Origin of the sequence: Brevundimonas sp. (assembly GCF_030704825.1) — a bacterium.
Lineage (GTDB): Bacteria > Pseudomonadota > Alphaproteobacteria > Caulobacterales > Caulobacteraceae > Brevundimonas.
This window is the reverse complement of the sequence record NZ_JAUYNX010000030.1, coordinates 47,645-64,567: the sequence shown is the minus strand read 5'-3', so window position 1 is coordinate 64,567 and position 16,923 is coordinate 47,645. Positions and strand designations below refer to the sequence as shown.

Below are 16,923 nucleotides of genomic sequence, written 5' to 3'. Positions count from 1 at the left end.
GCGGCAGTGTATTCGCCACGCGGTCAACGCCCGGTTACGATGGGGCATGAAAAACGCGATCGAAGCCGCCTGTCTGGGCGCGATCCTGCTGGCCTCCCCCGCCTGCGCCCGATCGGCCGCGCCCCCGGACGGTCCCCGGCTGGTGCTGACCGGCGTCGGCCGGTTCGCGGTGCTGGCCGACCTGGCGACGATCCGCCGCGACGGCGACCGCGTGCGGATGCGGTCGCTGCAGGTGACGGAAGAGGACTTCACGGTCGCCGGCCAGACGTATTGGGGTGGCTGGTCGTGGTGGGCCTTCGACTGCCGCGCCCGCACCGCCGACCGGCTGGATTTCGCCTCGGTGCGCGAGGGCGGCGCGGAGGGCGCTTCCACCCCCGACGCCGAGCCGCCCTACCCCGCCGCCCCGGGCGGGGACGCGGCCGAACTGCTGGCCGTCGCCTGCGATCCCGCCTCGGCGGGCGAGGCGGACGCCGACAATCTGGAAGACGCGGTGCGGATCGGGCGGGCGGCGCTGGCGGCGCAGGACTAGCGCGCCGCCGCCTCGACCATGTCCGCCAGCTTCGCCGTCGCATCCGGCAGGGCCGCCGACCGCGCGCCGGCGCTCATCGCCGCCAGCCGGGCCGGATCGGACAACAAGGCCTGCAGCGCCGTCGTCAGCCGCTCGACCGACGCCTCGTCCTCCAGCACGACCTCCGCCCCGCCGGCCTCGGCCAGGCTGGCGGCGTTGAAGCGCTGGTGGTCGTCCATGGCGATCTTCAGCGGGATCAGCAGCGACGGGAGGGCCGCCACGGCCAGTTCGGAACAGGTCGAGGCCCCCGCCCGGCCGATGACCAGATGGGTCGTCGCCAGCCGCCGGGCCATGTCGCCGAAGAAGGGCGCGGCCTCGGCCTCGATCCCGGCCTCCCGATAGATGGCGCGGGCGGCCTCCAGCGTCTCGGGCCGGGCCTGTTGCTGCACCCGCAGGCGTTTGCGCAGCGGCGCGGGCAGGGCCGCCAGCGCACGCGGCGCGGCCCCGGCCAGGATGCGCGCGCCCTGGCTGCCGCCGGTGACCAGCACATGGATCGGCCCGCGCGCCGTCGGCGCCGCCCAGGGCCGGCCGTACAGGGCGCGGATGTCGGGCCGCACCGGATTGCCGACCAGGGTCACCCGCGCGCCGACCCCGTGCGGAACCATCCGCAGGTTCGGGAACGACGAGGCGATCGCGCCGACGTACGGGCTGAGCCAGCGGTTGGTGCGGCCGAGCACGGCGTTCTGTTCGTGCAGCAGCGTCGGCCGGCCCTGGCTCAGCGCCGCAAGCAGGGCCGGCGCCGACGGATAGCCGCCGAAGCCGACCACCACCGCCGCGTCCAGCCGCTTCAGCGCCGCCCGCGCCTTGAACACCCCGCGCGCGATGGCCACCCCCGCCTTCGCCATGCCGATCGGGCCGCGGCCGGTGGCGGCGTCGAGCGCGATCCGCTCCTCGGCCGGAAAGGCCTGGGCGTAGCTCTCGCCGCGATGGTCAGTGGCCAGCACGATGCGCCAGCCCCGCGCCTGAAGCTCCCGCGACAGCGCCTCGGCGGGAAACATGTGCCCGCCGGTGCCCCCGGCGGCGACGACGCAGACCCTGGATATCATCCGCTGTGTTTGCCCTACTGCTCGCAGGCTCGCCACCCCTCCTCCGTCATCCTCGGGCTTGACCCGAGGATCAGAGGTTGGGGCGAACTGTGCGGCGCCGATGGCCCTCCGGCCTGAAGTCTGCACCCACCACCCGGCGCCGGATGGTCTGATCCTCGGGTCAAGCCCGAGGATGACGGAACTACGGCAATATCCGCCCGCGATCGGGCAGGCTGGTCCCCGGCTCGTAGGCGCCCGGGCGACGGCGGGTCAAGGCCAGGGCCAGGCCCATGGTCAGGCCCATGGCCAGCATCGACGATCCGCCATAGCTGATGAAGGGCAGGGTCATCCCCTTGGTCGGGATCAGGTTCAGGTTCACCGCCACATTGATGCAGGCCTGAAGCCCGATCAGCATGAACAGGCCCGCCGCCGCCGTCTGTTCGAACGGATCGGTCAGCTTCATAGCCCGCCGCATGCCGCGCACGACGATGAAGGCGTACAGGCCGATCATGAACAGCGACAGGACCAGGCCGAACTCCTCGGCCCCGACCGAATAGATGAAGTCGGTGTGCAGGTCGGGGACGTGGCGTTTCATCACCCCCTCGCCGATGCCGCGCCCGACCAGGCCGCCGGCCCGGATGGCCTCCGACGCGCGGTCGATCTGGTGGGTGTCGGCGGTCTCGGGCGAGAAGAAGCGGCTGAGGCGGTCGCGCATGTGGCCGAAGGCGAAATACAGGCCGACGACGCCCCCCGCCCCCGCCGCGGCCAGGGCCGCCACCCATTTCAGCGGCACCCCGGCCATGAAGAAGACGGCCATGAAGGTGGTTGTGATCAAAAGGGTCTGGCCGATGTCGGGCTGGATCAGCAGCAGGCCGACGCACAGGGCCCAGGCCGCGAAGGCGATCGAAACCCCCGGCACTCCCTGCCCCTTCTGGGCCTCGGAAAACATCCAGGCGGCGAAGACGATCAGGCCGGGCTTGGCGAATTCCGACGGCTGCAGGCTGAACGGGCCCAGGTTGATCCAGCGCGCCGCCCCCTTCACCTCATTGCCGATGAAGGGCAGGGCCGCCATCACCAGAATGGCGCACAGCAGGGCCAGCAGGGCGATGCGCCGGACCCCGCGCGGCGACAGCAGGGAGGCGACCAGCATGGCGACCGTCCCGCCCGAGGCCCAGACCAGCATGCGCCAGGAATAGTGGAACGGGTCGACGATCGACTCGTCGGCGAGGATGGCCGCCGGGCTGGAGGCGAAGCTGAGCGCCACGCCGAGCGCGATCAGGGTCAGGGCCGCGGCCAGCAGGCCCCGGTCGACGGTCCAGAACCATTTGGCGATGGGGCTCTGGTCGTTGCGCGAGAAGGCGGGGCTGTAGCTGTGCGTCATGACGCGCTCGCGGGAATGGCGCCGAGGGCGAGGACGGCGGCGCGGAACGCCTCGCCCCGCGCCTCGAAGTCCGGATACTGGTCGAAGCTGGCGGCGGCGGGCGACAGCAGGACGACCTCGTCGCGCCCCGTCGCGGCGGCGGCCCCGGCGGCGGCCTTCACGGCGCTGGCCATGTCGCCGCTGATCCGGTGCGGCGTCTCGCCCAGCCGGGCCGCGAACGGTCCCGCCGCCTCGCCGATCAGGAAGGCCTCGACCACGCGCGGGAACAGGTCCTCCAGATCGTCGATCCCGCCCGCCTTGGCCCGCCCGCCCGCGATCCAGAAGCTGCGCTCATAGGACGACAGCGCTTGCCGCGCGGCGTCGGCATTTGTGGCCTTGGAATCGTTGATGAAGCGGACGCGGCCCAGGGTGGCGACGTGCTCCATGCGGTGCGCGAGGCCGGGGAAGGTCAGGAGGCCTTGAACGACTGCGTCATACTCAAGCCCAAGGAAGCGGGCTGCGAAATAGGCGAAGGCGGCGTTCTGGGCGTTGTGGCGGCCGGGGAGTGATCGCGCCGCGCTGAGATCAAGCAGTTCGATCTGGTCGAAAACGAGCTTGCGGCCCATAGCTGTTATGCGCTGCGGGACCCAATGCCTCGGATGGTCCTCCTCGTATTGAAGGGTGGGCGGATGCAGCTCTTCTTCGTACTCGGCCGTTTCGACCTCTCCCACCGTCCGGCCGGCAGCGCGCAAAGACGATGCGAGGTCTCGGCCCCAACTGTCATCGATACCGACCAGCGAAACCCAGGCGTTGTTGAAGATTCGCGCCTTCGCCGCGACATACCCCTCCATGCCGCCGTGGCGATCAAGATGGTCCGGGGAGATGTTTGTCAGGATCGCTACCGATGGAGAGAAGGTCGTCGTCAGATCCAGTTGATAGCTCGACACCTCGATCACATAGACCGCGCCCGGCGTCGGGGCCGGAAGCGCCAGCACGCCGATGCCGATGTTGCCGCCGACATGGACTGTCCATCCCGCCTGCTTCAGCACCCAGCCGATAAGCGCCGTCGTCGTTGATTTGCCATTTGTCCCGGTAATCCCGATGACCGCCGGCCGCTCCGTCTCCGGCAGGGCCGCGATCGCCCGCGCGAACAGCTCGATGTCGCCGATGACGGGCACGCCCGCCGCCTTCGCCTTGCCCACCGTCCAGTGCGGTTCCGGATGGGTCAGCGGCGCCCCCGGCGACAGCACCAGGGCGGCGAAATCCGACCAGTCGGCGCTCGTCAGATCCTCGACCGCGAACCCTTCCGCCTCGGCCTGCATCCGGCTGGAGACGCTGTCGTCCCACAGCACCGGCAGGGCCCCGCCGGCCTTCAGCGCGCGCGCCGCTGTCAGTCCCGACCGTCCCAGGCCGAAGACCGCGATGCGCCGCCCCTCGAAGCCGGGAACCGCGATCATGCCACCCCCTCCGTCATCCTCGGGCTTGACCCGAGGATCGGACGTGGTGCGGCTGTACGTCGGGAGATGGAGCCCGGGCGGCGGGGCTCAACAACCGGCCACCGCGCCAGCGGACGGTCTGACCCTCGGGTCAAGCCCGAGGGTGACGGCGATAAGGACGAACGCTCGCTCACCGCAGCTTCAGCGTGGCGAGGCCGACCAGGGCCAGCATGGCCGCGACGATCCAGAAGCGGATCACCACCGTCGACTCCGGCCAGCCCATCTTCTCGAAATGATGGTGGATCGGGGCCATCAGGAAGATGCGTTTCTTCGTGGCCTTGAAATAGGCCACCTGGATCATGACCGAGGCGGCCTCGATCACGAACAGGCCGCCGACGATGCCCAGCACCAGCTCGTGCTTGGTGGCCACGGCGATGGCGCCGAGCGCGCCGCCGAGCGCCAGCGAACCGGTGTCGCCCATGAAGATCTTGGCCGGCGGGGCGTTGTACCAGAGAAAGCCCGTGCCCCCGCCGATGATGGCGGCGGTGAAGATGGCCAGTTCGCCCGCGCCCGGGACGTGATGGACGCCGAGATAGTCCGAGAAGATGAAGTTGCCGACCAGGTAGCTGATGATGCCGAACGACGCCGCCGCCATCATCACCGGCACGATGGCCAGGCCGTCGAGGCCGTCGGTCAGGTTCACGGCGTTGGAGAAGCCGACCATGGTGAAGGCCGCGAACAGGACATAGAACCAGCCGACATTGAGCAGCACGGCCTTGAAGAACGGGAAGGCGATCGAGGTCTCCAGATTGGGCGAGGTCGGCGAGACCTTCATCCAGATCACCGTCAGCACCCCGGCGACGACCGAAACGACCACCTGGGCCAGCAGCTTCTGCTTCGAGGTCAGCCCGGCCGAGGTCTGTTTCGACACCTTGGCGTAGTCGTCGATGAAGCCCAGCAGGCCGAAGGCCGCCGTCACGCCCGAGACGATCCAGATATAGGGGTTGGTCAGGTCGCCCCACAGGAAGACCGCCACCGCTATGCCCGCCAGGATCATCAGCCCGCCCATGGTCGGGGTGCCGACCTTGGACAGGTGCGAAACGGGGCCGTCGGCGCGGATCGGCTGGCCCTTGCCCTGTTTGACCCGCATCCAGGCGATGAACCGGCTGCCCATGGTGACCGCGACGATCATGGCCGTGGCCATGGCCAGGGCCACCCGCACCGTCTGGTACTGGACCAGGTTGAGCAGGGGATAGTCCTGGGCGACGTCGGCGTAGTGGAGGTAGAGCAGGTAGAACATTTTGCTTCCCTATCGCTCCGCGCGCGGCGCGGCCCCGCCTGGGGGGGGTCCGAGCGCCGCCAGGGCCCGGGCGACCAGCGACGCCCTGGAGCCGTTCGAGCCCTTGACCATGACCACATCCCCGGCGCCGACCAGCAGCGGGGCTTCGGCGGCGAGCTCGGCGGCCGTCTCGCGCCAGAAGCCCTGACGCGAGAGCGGCAGGTTGTCGTACAGCCGCTTCATCTCCGGACCCGCGGCGTGGACCAGATCGAGTCCGGCGGCGTCGATGGGTCCGGCCAGACCCTCGTGCAGCGCTTCGGACTGGTCTCCCAGCTCCAGCATGTCGGTCAGGACCACGATCCGCCGTCCGCCCGGCGGGACCGGCCGGACGCCGAGGCTGCGGAAGCCCGCGGCCATCGACAGCGGATTGGCGTTGTAGCTCTCGTCGATCAGGGTGAAGGCGCCGCCGGGCGCGGCGACGACCGTGGTCTCGCCCCGGCCCGCCAGCGGCCGGAACCCGGACAGGGCCGCCAGGGCCGTGTCCAGCGGCACGTCCAGGGCGTCCAGCATCAGCAGGACGCACAGACTGTTCAGGCCCCAGTGGAAGCCGGACTGGGCCAGCGGGAAGTCCAGGGCCTTGCCGAACAGTTCGGCCCGCACGCGGGCGCCGGCCTCGTTCGGCTGGAAGTCGATCAGCCGGGCGTCGCAGCCGGCGGCCGAACCAAAGGTCGCGATCCGCGCCCCCGCCCGGCGGGCGGCCGCGTCCAGCACGGCGGCGAAGGTCACGTCGGCGTTGAAGACGGCCATGCCGCCGTCCGCCAGCCCCTCGAAGATGGCCGCCTTCTCCGCCGCCACCCCGGCCTCGCCGTCGGCGAAGGCCTCGATATGGACCGGTCCGACCGTGGTGACGCAGGCCGCGTGCGGGCGCACCATCCGCGACAGCGGCGCGATCTCGCCGGGGGCGTTCATGCCGATCTCGAACACGGCGCGTTCGGTGGCGCGGGGCATCCGCGCCAGGGTCAGCGGCACGCCGATGTGGTTGTTGTAGCTCCGGATCGAGGCGTGGGCCGAACCGGCCAGGTCCAGCCCGGCCTTGATCGCCTGGGTCACGCTGGTCTTGCCGACCGAGCCGGTGACGGCCCCGCGCCGAGCCGGGGTCCGGTCGCGCGCGGCCATGCCGAGCGCCTCGAGGCCGCGCAGGGTGTCGGACACGATCACCGACGGGCCGCCCTCGACCGCATGTTCGGCGAGCGCGCCGGCCGCGCCGGCGGCGAAGGCCGCGGCGGCGAAGTCATGACCGTCGCGCGCGCCCTTAAGCGCCAGGAACAGGTCGCCGGGCGCGATCTCGCGACTGTTGTAGGTGATGCCCGTCGCCTCGAAGGGCGCGCCGGACAGGGTTCCGCCGGTGGCGGTCTCGATCTCGGCGGAGGTCCACAGTGGCGTGTCAGGCATGGAGGCGCAGGGCTTCGGCGGCTTCGGCGGCGTCGTCGAAGGGGTGGGTCACCGCTCCGACGATCTGACCCTGCTCATGCCCTTTTCCGGCGATGATCACCACATCTCCGTCGCCCATCATGGCGATGGCCTGTTGAATAGCCGCGCGGCGATCGCCGATCTCCCGCGCCCGGGGGCATCCCTCGCGCACGGCCTTGCGGATGGCGGCCGGATCTTCCGAGCGGGGATTGTCGTCGGTGACGATGGCCACGTCGGCCAGGCGGCCGGCGATCTCGCCCATCAGGGGGCGCTTGCCCTTGTCCCGGTCGCCGCCGGCGCCGAACACCACGATCAGCCGGCCGGTCGCGTGCGGCCGCAGCGCCTTCAGCACCGTCTCCAGCCCGTCGGGGGTGTGGGCGTAGTCGACATAGACCTCGCCGCGCCCGCCGCCCGGAATGCGCTGCAGGCGGCCCTGCGCGCCGGTGATCTTCTCCAGCCCCGCCAGGACCCGCTCTGGCGTCTCGCCGGCGGCGATGCACAGGCCGGCGGCGACCAGGGCGTTCGACGCCTGGAAGGCCCCGGCCAGCGGCAGCAGCACCTCGTGCAGGGTTCCGCGCGCGTCGATGGTCAGGCGCTGACCCTCGGGCGTGGCCCGGCGGGCGACCAGCGACAGGTCCCGCCCCCGCTCGCCCACGCCCATGACGCCCAGTCCCGACATGATCGAGGCCGCGGCGAAGCTGGAATAGGCCTCGCTGTCCGCGTTCAGCACCGCCGTGCGGCCGCGCGGCAGCAGGGTCTCGAAGAGGCGCAGCTTGGCGTCGCGATAGGCGGCCATGTCGCCGTGATAGTCGAGGTGGTCCTGGCTCAGATTGGTGAAGGCCGCGGCCTGCAGCGTCACCCCGTCCAGGCGGCGCTGGTCGATGCCGTGCGACGAGGCCTCCAGCGCCAGGTGGGTGACCCCCCCGGCGGCCAGTTCGGCCAGCATCCGGGCGGCGTCGGCGGCGTCCGGGCTGGTCAGCCCCGGGCCGGTCAACGATTGATTAACGTTACCGGACTGAGCCAAAACCCCCAGCGTCCCCATGCTCGCGGCATGCAGGCCCAGGGCGGCCCAGATCTGGCGGCAGAAGGCGGCGACCGAGGTCTTGCCGTTGGTGCCGGTGACGGCCACGCAGGTCGCCGGCTGGGCGCCGTAGAAGCTGCGCGCCGCGATGGCGTAGGCCCGGCGGACGTCGCCCGATGTGACCAGCACCGGAGCCATGGCCGCGTCGGTGTCGGCCGGCGCCAGCACGGCGGCGGCGCCCTGCGACAGGGCCTGCGGAATGAAGGCGCGGCCGTCGGCGGCGCTGCCCGGCAGGGCCACGAACAGGGAGCCGGGCGCGACCTTGCGGCTGTCGGCGGTGACGCCGGTGATCAGCGGGTCGGCGGCCACGTCGCGGCGCAGCAGTTCGGACAGCTTGATCGAGGCGGGGCGGATCGCGCTCATCGCCCGTCCCCTTCCAGGTCCTCGAAGGCGGGGATGCGGTCGCCCAGGGCGGTGCGGTACGGGTCGGCCCGGCGCGCCACGCCGAGGAAGGGGGCGATGCGGTCGGCGATGCGGCCCACCGCCGGGGCGGCGACGAAGCCGCCCGTGCGCGGATAGGTCTGGGGCTCGTCGATCAGCACCAGGATCTGGTAGCGGCGCGCATTGACCGGGCCGTCGGCCGGGAAGACCCCGGCGAAGGTGCCGACGGCGTGGGCGGTGCTGTAGCGGCCGTTGACCGACTTGTTGGCCGAGCCGGTCTTGCCGCCGACGCGCAGGCCCGGCGCCTCGGCCCGTCCGCCCGAGCCGCGCACGACATTGCGGCGCATCAGGTCCAGCATGGTCAGCGAGGTTTGCGGCGAGATCACCTGCCGGGCCCGGGCATCGGGCAGACCGCCCTTGCGCAGGGTCAGCGGAATGAACCGCCCGCCATTGGTCAGGGCTCCCATGGCCGCCGCCATCTGCAGCGGGGTGATCGAGACGCCATAGCCGAACGACAGCGAGGCCAGGGTCGAATCCGACCAGTCGCGCGGCAGGATCGGATTTTCCGACGGGATCTCGAAGGGCGCCGTCGACAGCAGGCCGAAGCGGTCGAAATAGTCGCGCATCACCCGCGGGCCCATCTGGGTCGACAGCAGGGAGGTGCCGATGTTGGACGAGTGCAGATAGACCTCCTCCAGCGTCATCACCTTGTTCTGGGCGTGGAAGTCGGTGATGCGGCGGCGGCCGATCTGCAGCGCCTCCGAGGCGTCCAGCAGGGTGTTCATATCGGCCCGGCCGGTGTCGATGGCGGCGGCGACGGTGAAGGTCTTGAACACCGACCCCATCTCGTAGGTGGCCGACGAGGCGAGGTTGCGCGAGTTGGACGCGGGCCAGCTGGCCATGCCCAGGACCTCGCCGGTCTGGACGTCGGTCACGATGCCCACCGCGCCCTTGGCGCCCGTGGCGATGGCGGCGGCGGCCAGCTCGTTCTCGACCACGCCCTGGACGCGCAGGTCGATGGAGATCTGGAAGGGTTCGCCCCGCGCCCCGGCGGCGCGGATCTCGTCGTTGAAGGCGCGCTCGGCCGCCGACAGCCCCTGACCGCCCGTGTCGACGCCGCCGACCACATGGCGGCCCGACTCGCCCAGCGGATAGACGCGCACATCCTCGGGCTCGAAGCCGATCCCGCCCAGGGCCAGGGCGTGAACCGCCGCCTTTTCCTGCGGCGTCAGCCGGTTGATGACCAGCAGGCGCCGGTCGCCGTTCAGCGCCCGCGCGAGCCGGGTCGCCGACACCCGCGGCAGGGCCCGGCGAATCTGCGCCGCCGCCGCGCGCCGGTCCCAGACCTCGGCCGGATCGATATAGAGGCCATAGTGGACGATGTTGGTGGCCAGCAGGGCCCCGTTGCGGTCGACCAGGTCGGCGCGCACCACCGCATTGGGATGCGAGGCCGTCCCGGCGCCGCCCGCCACGGTCAGCAGGGCCGCGTGGACCGCCCCCGCCGCCAGGCAGACGAAGACGGCCGAAAAGGCGCTCAGGATGACGAAGATGCGGACCCGGGTGTCTTCCTCGGGGCGGGCGTCGGCGTGGGCGCGGCCGAAGGCATGCTCGACCCACCACATGGCCTCGGCCAGCCAGCGCCACGACGGGGTGAAACGGCGCACGCCCCACGAGGGAGCCGGCCGGGCGCCGGCGTGCGGATCGTGCGCGCTCATCGCGCGGCCTCCGGAACGGAGGTCGCGGCCTCGACGGCGGGGGCGGCGGCGGTCGGCGGCGTGGGCGCGATGACGACCGGGCGCGGCTCGGGAATCGGGGCCAGGTTCGGCAGGCTCTCGGCGGTGGCCTGACGGTGCACGTCCACCGGCGCCAGCCCGGCGCCGCGCGATAGCGCCTCCAGCCGGTCGGGCCGCTCCAGCCGGGCGACCTCGGCGCGCAGCAGGCGCACCCGCTGGCCGTTCTCGGTGATCTGGCGCTCGAGGTCGGCGATGCGGGCGCCCTCGCGGGCGGCGGCGGCCTTGGCCAGATAGACCGAGAACACCATCGCCGCGACCAGCAGCAGGCCGATGATCTCGATCCAGCGGACGCCGCGCACCTTCCAGGCGTAGAGACGGTTCAGGGTGGCGACGGCCGAACTCATGCGGCGATCCTCCCCCAGGGCGCGGCGTCGGTGCGGACGGCGGCGCGCAGCCTGGCCGAACGGGCGCGCGGATTGGACGCCAGCTCCGCCGCGCCCGCCTCGCGCGCGCCCTTGAACGACAGGACGAAGCTGGGTTTGCGGGTTTCGATCGCGACCGGGGCGTGGCGCGAGCCGCCGGGGGCGTTGCCGGTGCGCTCGGTCAGGAACGCCTTGACGATGCGGTCCTCCAACGAATGGAAGGTGACCACGACCAGCCGCCCGCCCGGCGCCAGGGTCGCCTCGGCGGCTTCCAGCCCGGCGCGCAGTTCGCCCAGCTCGTCGTTGACGGCGATGCGCAGGGCCTGGAACACCCGGGTGGCTGGATGGGTGGCGGCGCCGCGCCGCCCGCCCAGCGCCTTTTCGACCACGGCGGCCAGATCCAGGGTCCGCTCGAACGGCTTCTCGACCCGGCGGCGCAGGATGGCCGTGGCGACCCGGCCCGACTGCCGCTCGTCGCCGTAGAGCTTGAAGATGTGGGCCATCGGCCCGTGGTCCCAGGTGTTGACGATGTCGGCGGCGGTCTCGCCCTCGTCGCCCATACGCATGTCCAGCGGCCCGTCGCGCATGAAGGAGAAGCCGCGCTCGGCCTGGTCCAGCTGCATCGACGAGACGCCGATGTCGAACACCACCCCGTCCAGCCGCGCCGCGCCCGACTGCGCAAAGGCGTCGGCCAGACCCGAGAACGGCGTCCGGATCAGTTGGAACCGGCCCGGATAGTCGTTGGCCACCGCGTCGGCGTGCGGCTGGACCGTCGGATCGCGGTCGAGTCCGATCACCGTCGCCCCGGTCGCCAGGATGGCGCGGCTGTAGCCCCCGGCCCCGAAGGTGGCGTCGATGATCACGTCGCCGGGCACGGGGGCCAGGGCCTCGATCACCTCGTCCAGCAGAACCGGGGCGTGAGGGCTCATGCCTCCTCCCCGTTCATGACCTGGCGGGCCAGGGCGCGGCGGGCGTCGAGCCGGGCCTTCCACCGCGCCCGGTCCCAGATCTGGAAGCGCGCGCCCAGGCCGACGACGACCACGTCCTCGCCCAGCCCGGCGTCCTGGCACAGGCTTTCCGGCAGGGTGATGCGGCCGCCGCCGTCGTACGACAGGGGCCGCTGCCCGGCGTAGAAGGTTTCCTCCAGCGCGGTGCGTTTGTCGCTGCCGAACGGCAAGGCCTCGATACGGGAGACGTATTCGGCCATCAGCCGGTCGCCGCCGGCCTCGAGACAGTCGGACGCCAGGGCGAAAAAGCAGAAGACGCCGTGTTCGGCGCCGTTGTCGGCGGTGCGGAACTCCTGCGGAATCAGCAGGCGTCGCTTCCCGTCCAACTGTTTCTCATAGGTCGAGAGAAACACGCCCTGCCCAACTCGGACCGCTAGATCCGCCCCTCTGTCCCGTGAAACGCCCTCAGAGCGAATGGGATAGCATGGGATTAACTGGGCCTCAATGGGATTAGTTGACGCCGATTAACCTGATCGAGCGCGGGAAACGCTGTAACGATGAGAACATACATAGAACGTGGATAGTATTGGGACGTGTCCCTGAAGCCCGGACCCCGGGACCGGTTTCAACCGCCCATGCTGGATTTCGATCTGGTTTCGGGGCGACGGCCTCGGCCGAGGTGGCCGCGCGGTCCTCGACCGCGTGCCCCGGCGGTTCCGCGCGGGACTCAGGAGTCGTTGGCCGCCAGTTCGGTCAGGACGGAGCGAAACTCGATCAGGATGGCCTTCGCCCTCGCCACCTGTTCCTCGATGTGGGCGGAAGCCTCCTCGGCTTCATCCATGGAGACGGGGGAGGCGGCTGTGTCGGTAAGCGTACTCATCCCGCGCGGTAATGGCCGACGGGGCGTTTCGTTCCCGCCGGCTCGTCGGGTTCGCCTGCGGAACCCTCCGCGGGAGCGCGGGTTCTAGGCTCATGTCGACCAAGCCTCCTCCCGCCGACCCCACCAGGCCCATGTCCCCCCGGGCCGTGGACGGCATCGTGGTCGTCAAGGATCCGCCCCCGGCCGCCATGGACCTCACCGCGGACGCCGCGGAGATTTCCGGCCTCCGTCTGATCGACGCCGCCGACAAGGCCCGCAAGCGCTTCTAGGCGCGGGTCGGGACCCTCCGATTCAGTCGGAGGGTGACGGTCCGCGCTCAGGCAGCGAGCGATAGCGCCCAAAATAACGTCAGACGGCCTGTAAGCCGGATTCTGTTCCGTCCCGAAGGACGGCGACGATCATTCCTCTGGACCACCCGTCGCCGGATGGTTCTCGCGACCTACCCGGACGCCTCGGGCGGTGAACCCTGCGAGGCGAACCCCGCGCGACATCCCTATTCGGTCTTGCTCCAGGCGGGGCTTGCCATGCCGTCCCTGTTGCCAGGCACGCGGTGGGCTCTTACCCCACCCTTTCACCCTTCCCTGCCCCGAGGGGCAGGCGGTTTGCTTTCTGTGGCGCTATCCCTCGGGTCGCCCCGGGCGGGTGTTGCCCGCCGCCTCTTCACCGTGGAGCCCGGACTTTCCTCGACGGAGGCATAACCCCCGCCGCGACCGCCCGGCCGTCTGACGGGGCCTAGGTGGGCGTTTCGGGCGGCGACGTCAACGTCGCCGGATCGGCCGGGGCGTAGCCGTAGATCCAGAAGGTTTTCGCCTCGTCCTCGCGAAACGGCACGCCCAGCCGCACGAGCAGGTCGCGGAACGCGTCGCCGCAATCGATCACCTCGTCCGGCAGCAGCATGGCCACGTGTCGGGACCAGCGGGGCGCGACCCTCAGCCATTCGATTTCAAAGAACGGCTCCAGCTCAGACCAGGACCCCCAGAAAGACGGCGCGTCCGTGTCCATGAGCGGCTCGCGCTGGCCCAGGACGGTCTGCAGGTCGAAGGCCGGCGGGAAGGGCAGTTCCGCGTACACGGCCTCGCACAGCCTCTCCCAGCGGGTCCGGTTCATGAAGGAGGCGAGTCCCCGGCGCTCGACCTCGGCCAGCACCTTCGCCTTCATCTTCGGCCGCTCCACCTCCAGCCAGTGCTGGCGCCGCCCGGCCAAATCCGCCTCGCGCTCCGCCGCCCGCTCCGCCCTGGTCGGCTGTTTGGTCACGACAGCACCCCCGTCACGCTCTCCGCCGTGGCCAGTTGCAGCACCCCCATCAGGGTCGCCCGCGTCTCGCCGTCGGCGACGCCGTTCACCAGCGCCGGCCGCCAGTGGCGCTGGAAGGCCTCGACGGTCAGACGGGTGGCGTCGTCATAGTCGCCGCCGGGCGTCAGGGCGTAGCCCAGCCGGTGCAGGCCGGCGCGCAGCACCACCACGCCCAGCCCCTCGTCGCCCATGCCCAGCGGCGCGCCCAGGGCGGCGATCCGCTCATGCGCCGGTTCGAACCACAGGCCGTGGCCGACCGCGGCCAGCCGCTTCCACGGGAACAGCTCTCCCGGATCCTGTTTCCGGTCGGGCGCGAGATCGGAATGGCCGATGATGCGGGCGTCGGGGATGGTCCAGCGGGTGCGGATGTCGCTGACCAGGCTGATCACCGCGTCGATCTGGACCTCGGGAAAGTCGCGATAGCCGAACTCATGGCCCGGATTGACGATCTCGACGCCGATCGAGGCGGCGTTGCAGTCCGTCTCGCCCTGCCAGGCCCCCTTGCCGGCGTGCCAGGCGCGGCGCTCCTCGGCCACCAGCCGCAGGATCGAACCGTCCTCGTCGACCACATAGTGGGCGGAAACCCTGGCCTCGCGATCCTGCAGGCGGGCGACGGCGGCCTTCGCCGTCTTCATCCCGGTGTAGTGAAGCACCAGCATGTCGGGCGGGGCCCGACGGGCGTCGAAATTGGGGGACGGCGCGTCCTTGACGACCAGCACCGCCTATCGGCCCGGCCGCTCCCAGCCGTAGGCGACCCAGGCGCCGTCGACCTTGCGGGCCTCGATGACGTCGTCGGCGCGGCGGGTGCGGATCACGGCCTTGCGGCGCGCGCCCAGGGCGAGGCCGGCGAAGAAGACCAGGACGGCGGCGAACAGGGCGATGACGGCCACGGCGACCGCGGTAAACACCGCCAGCACCGCGCCGACGGCCATGGCCGCGACGGTCGCGATCACGCCGCCCAGCCAGAGAACCGGGGCCAGCCAGCCGCTTGCCGGGCGGCGCGCCGCCGGGCCGAAGATCAGACGGTCGGACTCGGTCATCAGATCACCTTCGCAGACGCTGGATACAACGTCGAACTCCCAATGTCGGTCCGCAAGGGTGAACGGTCAATGACCGGCTCCTTCACAGGCGAGTGTTCCGGCTCAGTACGGCTGATCCGCCAGCACCGACGCCCCGGAGGCCCGGGCGCGGTCGGTCTGGATGCGACGAACCGTCGCCTCGGCCGCCGGGTCGTTCATGACCCCGCCGATCCCGACCAGCACCCGCGCCGCCTCGCCCGAGACGCCGAAGGCCTCGGACAGGGCCTCGAACGGCGACTGGGCCTCCGGGTACCGCTTGAAGCGCACCGACTCGTCGGCCGGGATGCGGGCCAGTTCGCGCGCCTTGGCGATGGCTTCCTCGATCCCGCCCAGCTGGTCGACCAGGCCGATCTGCCTCGCCTGGGCGCCGGTCCAGACCCGGCCGCGGGCGATCTCGCGCACCCGGGCGGGCGGCAGGCGCCGGCCGGCCGCGACACGGGCGATGAACTCCTCGTAGGTCCGGTCGATCTGGGCCGCGAAGGCGGCGCGCTGGGCCGGGGTGAAGTCCTGGGACGGCGAGAAGGCGTCGGCGTAGTCGCCGCCGACCGACAGGTTGCGCATGTCGAGCCCGAACCGGCCCAGGGCGTCGGCCAGCACGAATTTGCCGCCGAACACGCCGATCGAGCCGGTCAGGGTCGAGGGCTGGGCCACGATCCAGTTGGCTTCCGAGCTGATCCAGTAGCCGCCGGACGCGGCGTAGTCGCCCATCGACACCACCACCGGCTTGCCCGCAGCCTTCGCCGCGCGCACCGCCGCCAGGATCTGTTCCGAAGCGTCGGGCGAACCGCCCGGCGAGGAGACGCGGAAGACGATGGCCTTGACGCTCTTGTCCTCGATGGCGTCGTACAGGGCCTCGGCCAGGTCGTCCGACATGATGGACGAGCCGCCGCCGAACGGGTCGCCTCCGCCCGTGCCGGTCATGATGCCGCCCTCGCCGCCGACGATGGCGATGGCGTTGCGGCCCGAGCCGGCCCGCTCGCCCTGCGAGTCGGCGTAGTCGGCGAATTCCACGATCTCGGCGTTGCGGCCGGCCCGGCGCTTCGCCTCGGCCTCGGCCTCCTCGACCTGGCCGATCTTGTCGATCAGCCGGCGCTGCAGGGCCTGGGCCGACGAATACGGCCCGGCCTCGATGGTCGTCCGCAGCGCCGCCGGCGTGACCTTCCGATCCTGGGCCGCATTGGCCAGGGCCGAGGTGTAGATCGAGGTCATCCACGCCGTCATCGCCTCGCGATGGGCCGGAGTGAAGTCGCTCTCGGTGTATTCGTTGACGGCGTTCTTGTACTCGTAGCGCTGCTCGAACTCGGCGTTGACGCCGTATTTGTCGAAGGCCCGGCCCAGGAAGACGCTGTCGGCCGAAAAGCCCGCCAGCTGGAAGCCGGCCGTGTTCTGCATCCACAGTTCCGAGGCCGAGGCCCCGATCATATAGCTGGAGATGGCCGTCCCGACCGGCTGGAAGCCCTGGCTGTGGGCGATGACCCGCTTGCCCGAGGCGCGGAAGCGCCGCACGGCCTGGCGGATCTCGTCGGCGGCGGCGGGGGTGATCCCGCCCTCGGGCAGGCGGATCAGCAGCACCTTGACCCGGGCGTCGTCCCCGGCCTGGGCCAGGGTGTCGACGATCTGCATGGTCGACAGGCCCGAGCCGCCGAACAGGGCGAACGGATTGGTCGGGGTCTGGTCGCTCACCCCCTCGCGCAGGTCCAGTTCCAGCACCGTATGGGCGGGTGTCGGCTCCCTGGAGGAGGCCGCGCCGATCGCCCCGAGGATCAGGACGAAGGGCACCACCACCAGAAAGAGGAACAGGCCGGCGAAGACGCCAAGCACGGTCAGGAAAAACTGCTTCATGGGGAGGGAAGTCGTCCGGGACGCGGGCCGGGTCATGGCCACATTTCGACCATAGAGCGGCGGAGCCGGCCGTCAAATGAACTGCCCGTAACGCGCGAGCGGCGGCGCAGCATCGGATGCTGCATCG

The 16,923-nt window shown here is 71.1% G+C and carries 17 protein-coding genes and 1 other RNA gene; 2 read left to right on the top strand and 16 right to left on the bottom strand.

The genetic code is table 11. The annotated features are described in order from the left end of the window. Window positions 1-46: 46 nt before the first annotated feature. Entirely contained in the window at window positions 47-529 is a 483-nt protein-coding gene (locus Q8Q71_RS14350; RefSeq protein ID WP_305760279.1) for a surface-adhesin E family protein, read from the top strand. Here Q8Q71_RS14350 and murG read toward each other — a convergent pair. The 11 genes from murG to Q8Q71_RS14295 all read right to left on the bottom strand — a co-directional run bounded on the left by murG (window position 526) and on the right by Q8Q71_RS14295 (window position 12,582). Then, the gene (murG, locus tag Q8Q71_RS14345; protein WP_305760290.1) at window positions 526-1,611 is read right to left on the bottom strand and encodes an undecaprenyldiphospho-muramoylpentapeptide beta-N-acetylglucosaminyltransferase; all 1,086 of its coding nucleotides are present in this window, start codon (window positions 1,609-1,611) and stop codon (window positions 526-528) included. The two genes, Q8Q71_RS14350 and murG, sit on opposite strands and share 4 nt — an antisense overlap. Window positions 1,612-1,795: 184 nt before the next feature. Then, entirely contained in the window at window positions 1,796-2,974 is a 1,179-nt protein-coding gene (gene ftsW / locus Q8Q71_RS14340) for a putative lipid II flippase FtsW (protein WP_305760278.1), read from the bottom strand. After that, a complete protein-coding gene (gene murD / locus Q8Q71_RS14335; protein WP_305760277.1) occupies window positions 2,971-4,410 on the bottom strand; it encodes a UDP-N-acetylmuramoyl-L-alanine--D-glutamate ligase in 1,440 nt (479 codons plus the stop codon). The genes ftsW and murD overlap by 4 nt, the downstream gene beginning before the upstream one ends. 169 nt (window positions 4,411-4,579) lie before the next feature. Continuing rightward, window positions 4,580-5,689 carry a phospho-N-acetylmuramoyl-pentapeptide-transferase gene (mraY, locus tag Q8Q71_RS14330; RefSeq protein ID WP_305760276.1) on the bottom strand — a complete coding sequence of 370 codons (1,110 nt, stop codon included), beginning with the start codon at window positions 5,687-5,689 and terminating at the stop codon, window positions 4,580-4,582. 9 nt (window positions 5,690-5,698) lie between these two features. Then, the gene (gene murF, locus Q8Q71_RS14325; protein ID WP_305760275.1) at window positions 5,699-7,120 is read right to left on the bottom strand and encodes a UDP-N-acetylmuramoyl-tripeptide--D-alanyl-D-alanine ligase; all 1,422 of its coding nucleotides are present in this window, start codon (window positions 7,118-7,120) and stop codon (window positions 5,699-5,701) included. After that, on the bottom strand, window positions 7,113-8,582 hold the full coding sequence (locus tag Q8Q71_RS14320; RefSeq protein ID WP_305760274.1) for a UDP-N-acetylmuramoyl-L-alanyl-D-glutamate--2,6-diaminopimelate ligase: 1,470 nt from the start codon (window positions 8,580-8,582) through the stop codon (window positions 7,113-7,115). Before Q8Q71_RS14320 ends, murF begins: the two co-directional genes overlap by 8 nt. Beyond that, window positions 8,579-10,222 (bottom strand): penicillin-binding protein 2, encoded by a 1,644-nt coding sequence (locus Q8Q71_RS14315; RefSeq protein ID WP_305760289.1) that lies wholly within the window; start codon window positions 10,220-10,222, stop codon window positions 8,579-8,581. The genes Q8Q71_RS14320 and Q8Q71_RS14315 overlap by 4 nt, the downstream gene beginning before the upstream one ends. Window positions 10,223-10,311: 89 nt before the next feature. Further along, the gene (locus Q8Q71_RS14310; protein WP_305760273.1) at window positions 10,312-10,737 is read right to left on the bottom strand and encodes a cell division protein; all 426 of its coding nucleotides are present in this window, start codon (window positions 10,735-10,737) and stop codon (window positions 10,312-10,314) included. Continuing rightward, a complete protein-coding gene (gene rsmH / locus Q8Q71_RS14305) occupies window positions 10,734-11,684 on the bottom strand; it encodes a 16S rRNA (cytosine(1402)-N(4))-methyltransferase RsmH (RefSeq protein ID WP_305760272.1) in 951 nt (316 codons plus the stop codon). The genes Q8Q71_RS14310 and rsmH overlap by 4 nt, the downstream gene beginning before the upstream one ends. Continuing rightward, window positions 11,681-12,115 (bottom strand): division/cell wall cluster transcriptional repressor MraZ, encoded by a 435-nt coding sequence (locus tag Q8Q71_RS14300; protein ID WP_305760271.1) that lies wholly within the window; start codon window positions 12,113-12,115, stop codon window positions 11,681-11,683. Before Q8Q71_RS14300 ends, rsmH begins: the two co-directional genes overlap by 4 nt. 314 nt (window positions 12,116-12,429) lie before the next feature. Beyond that, entirely contained in the window at window positions 12,430-12,582 is a 153-nt protein-coding gene (locus Q8Q71_RS14295; protein WP_305760270.1) for a hypothetical protein, read from the bottom strand. Between the two features lie 131 nt (window positions 12,583-12,713). On the opposite strand from Q8Q71_RS14295, the gene Q8Q71_RS14290 reads away from it, so the two are divergent. Continuing rightward, the gene (locus Q8Q71_RS14290) at window positions 12,714-12,851 is read left to right on the top strand and encodes a hypothetical protein (RefSeq protein WP_305760269.1); all 138 of its coding nucleotides are present in this window, start codon (window positions 12,714-12,716) and stop codon (window positions 12,849-12,851) included. 75 nt (window positions 12,852-12,926) lie between these two features. Here the strand turns inward: Q8Q71_RS14290 and rnpB are convergent. From rnpB to sppA, 5 genes are all read right to left on the bottom strand, one after another. Then, window positions 12,927-13,308, bottom strand: an RNA gene (rnpB, locus tag Q8Q71_RS14285) — RNase P RNA component class A. A gap of 6 nt (window positions 13,309-13,314) precedes the next feature. Beyond that, window positions 13,315-13,836 carry a DUF6678 family protein gene (locus tag Q8Q71_RS14280; protein ID WP_305760268.1) on the bottom strand — a complete coding sequence of 174 codons (522 nt, stop codon included), beginning with the start codon at window positions 13,834-13,836 and terminating at the stop codon, window positions 13,315-13,317. Beyond that, window positions 13,833-14,594, bottom strand: a complete 762-nt coding sequence (locus Q8Q71_RS14275; protein WP_305760267.1) for an N-acetylmuramoyl-L-alanine amidase — start codon at window positions 14,592-14,594, stop codon at window positions 13,833-13,835. The genes Q8Q71_RS14280 and Q8Q71_RS14275 overlap by 4 nt, the downstream gene beginning before the upstream one ends. Window positions 14,595-14,597: 3 nt before the next feature. Next, window positions 14,598-14,915 carry a hypothetical protein gene (locus Q8Q71_RS14270; protein WP_305760266.1) on the bottom strand — a complete coding sequence of 106 codons (318 nt, stop codon included), beginning with the start codon at window positions 14,913-14,915 and terminating at the stop codon, window positions 14,598-14,600. Window positions 14,916-15,017: 102 nt separating this feature from the next. Then, window positions 15,018-16,796, bottom strand: coding sequence for a signal peptide peptidase SppA (gene sppA, locus Q8Q71_RS14265; protein WP_305760265.1), 1,779 nt, complete (start codon window positions 16,794-16,796; stop codon window positions 15,018-15,020). Window positions 16,797-16,923 lie beyond the last annotated feature (127 nt).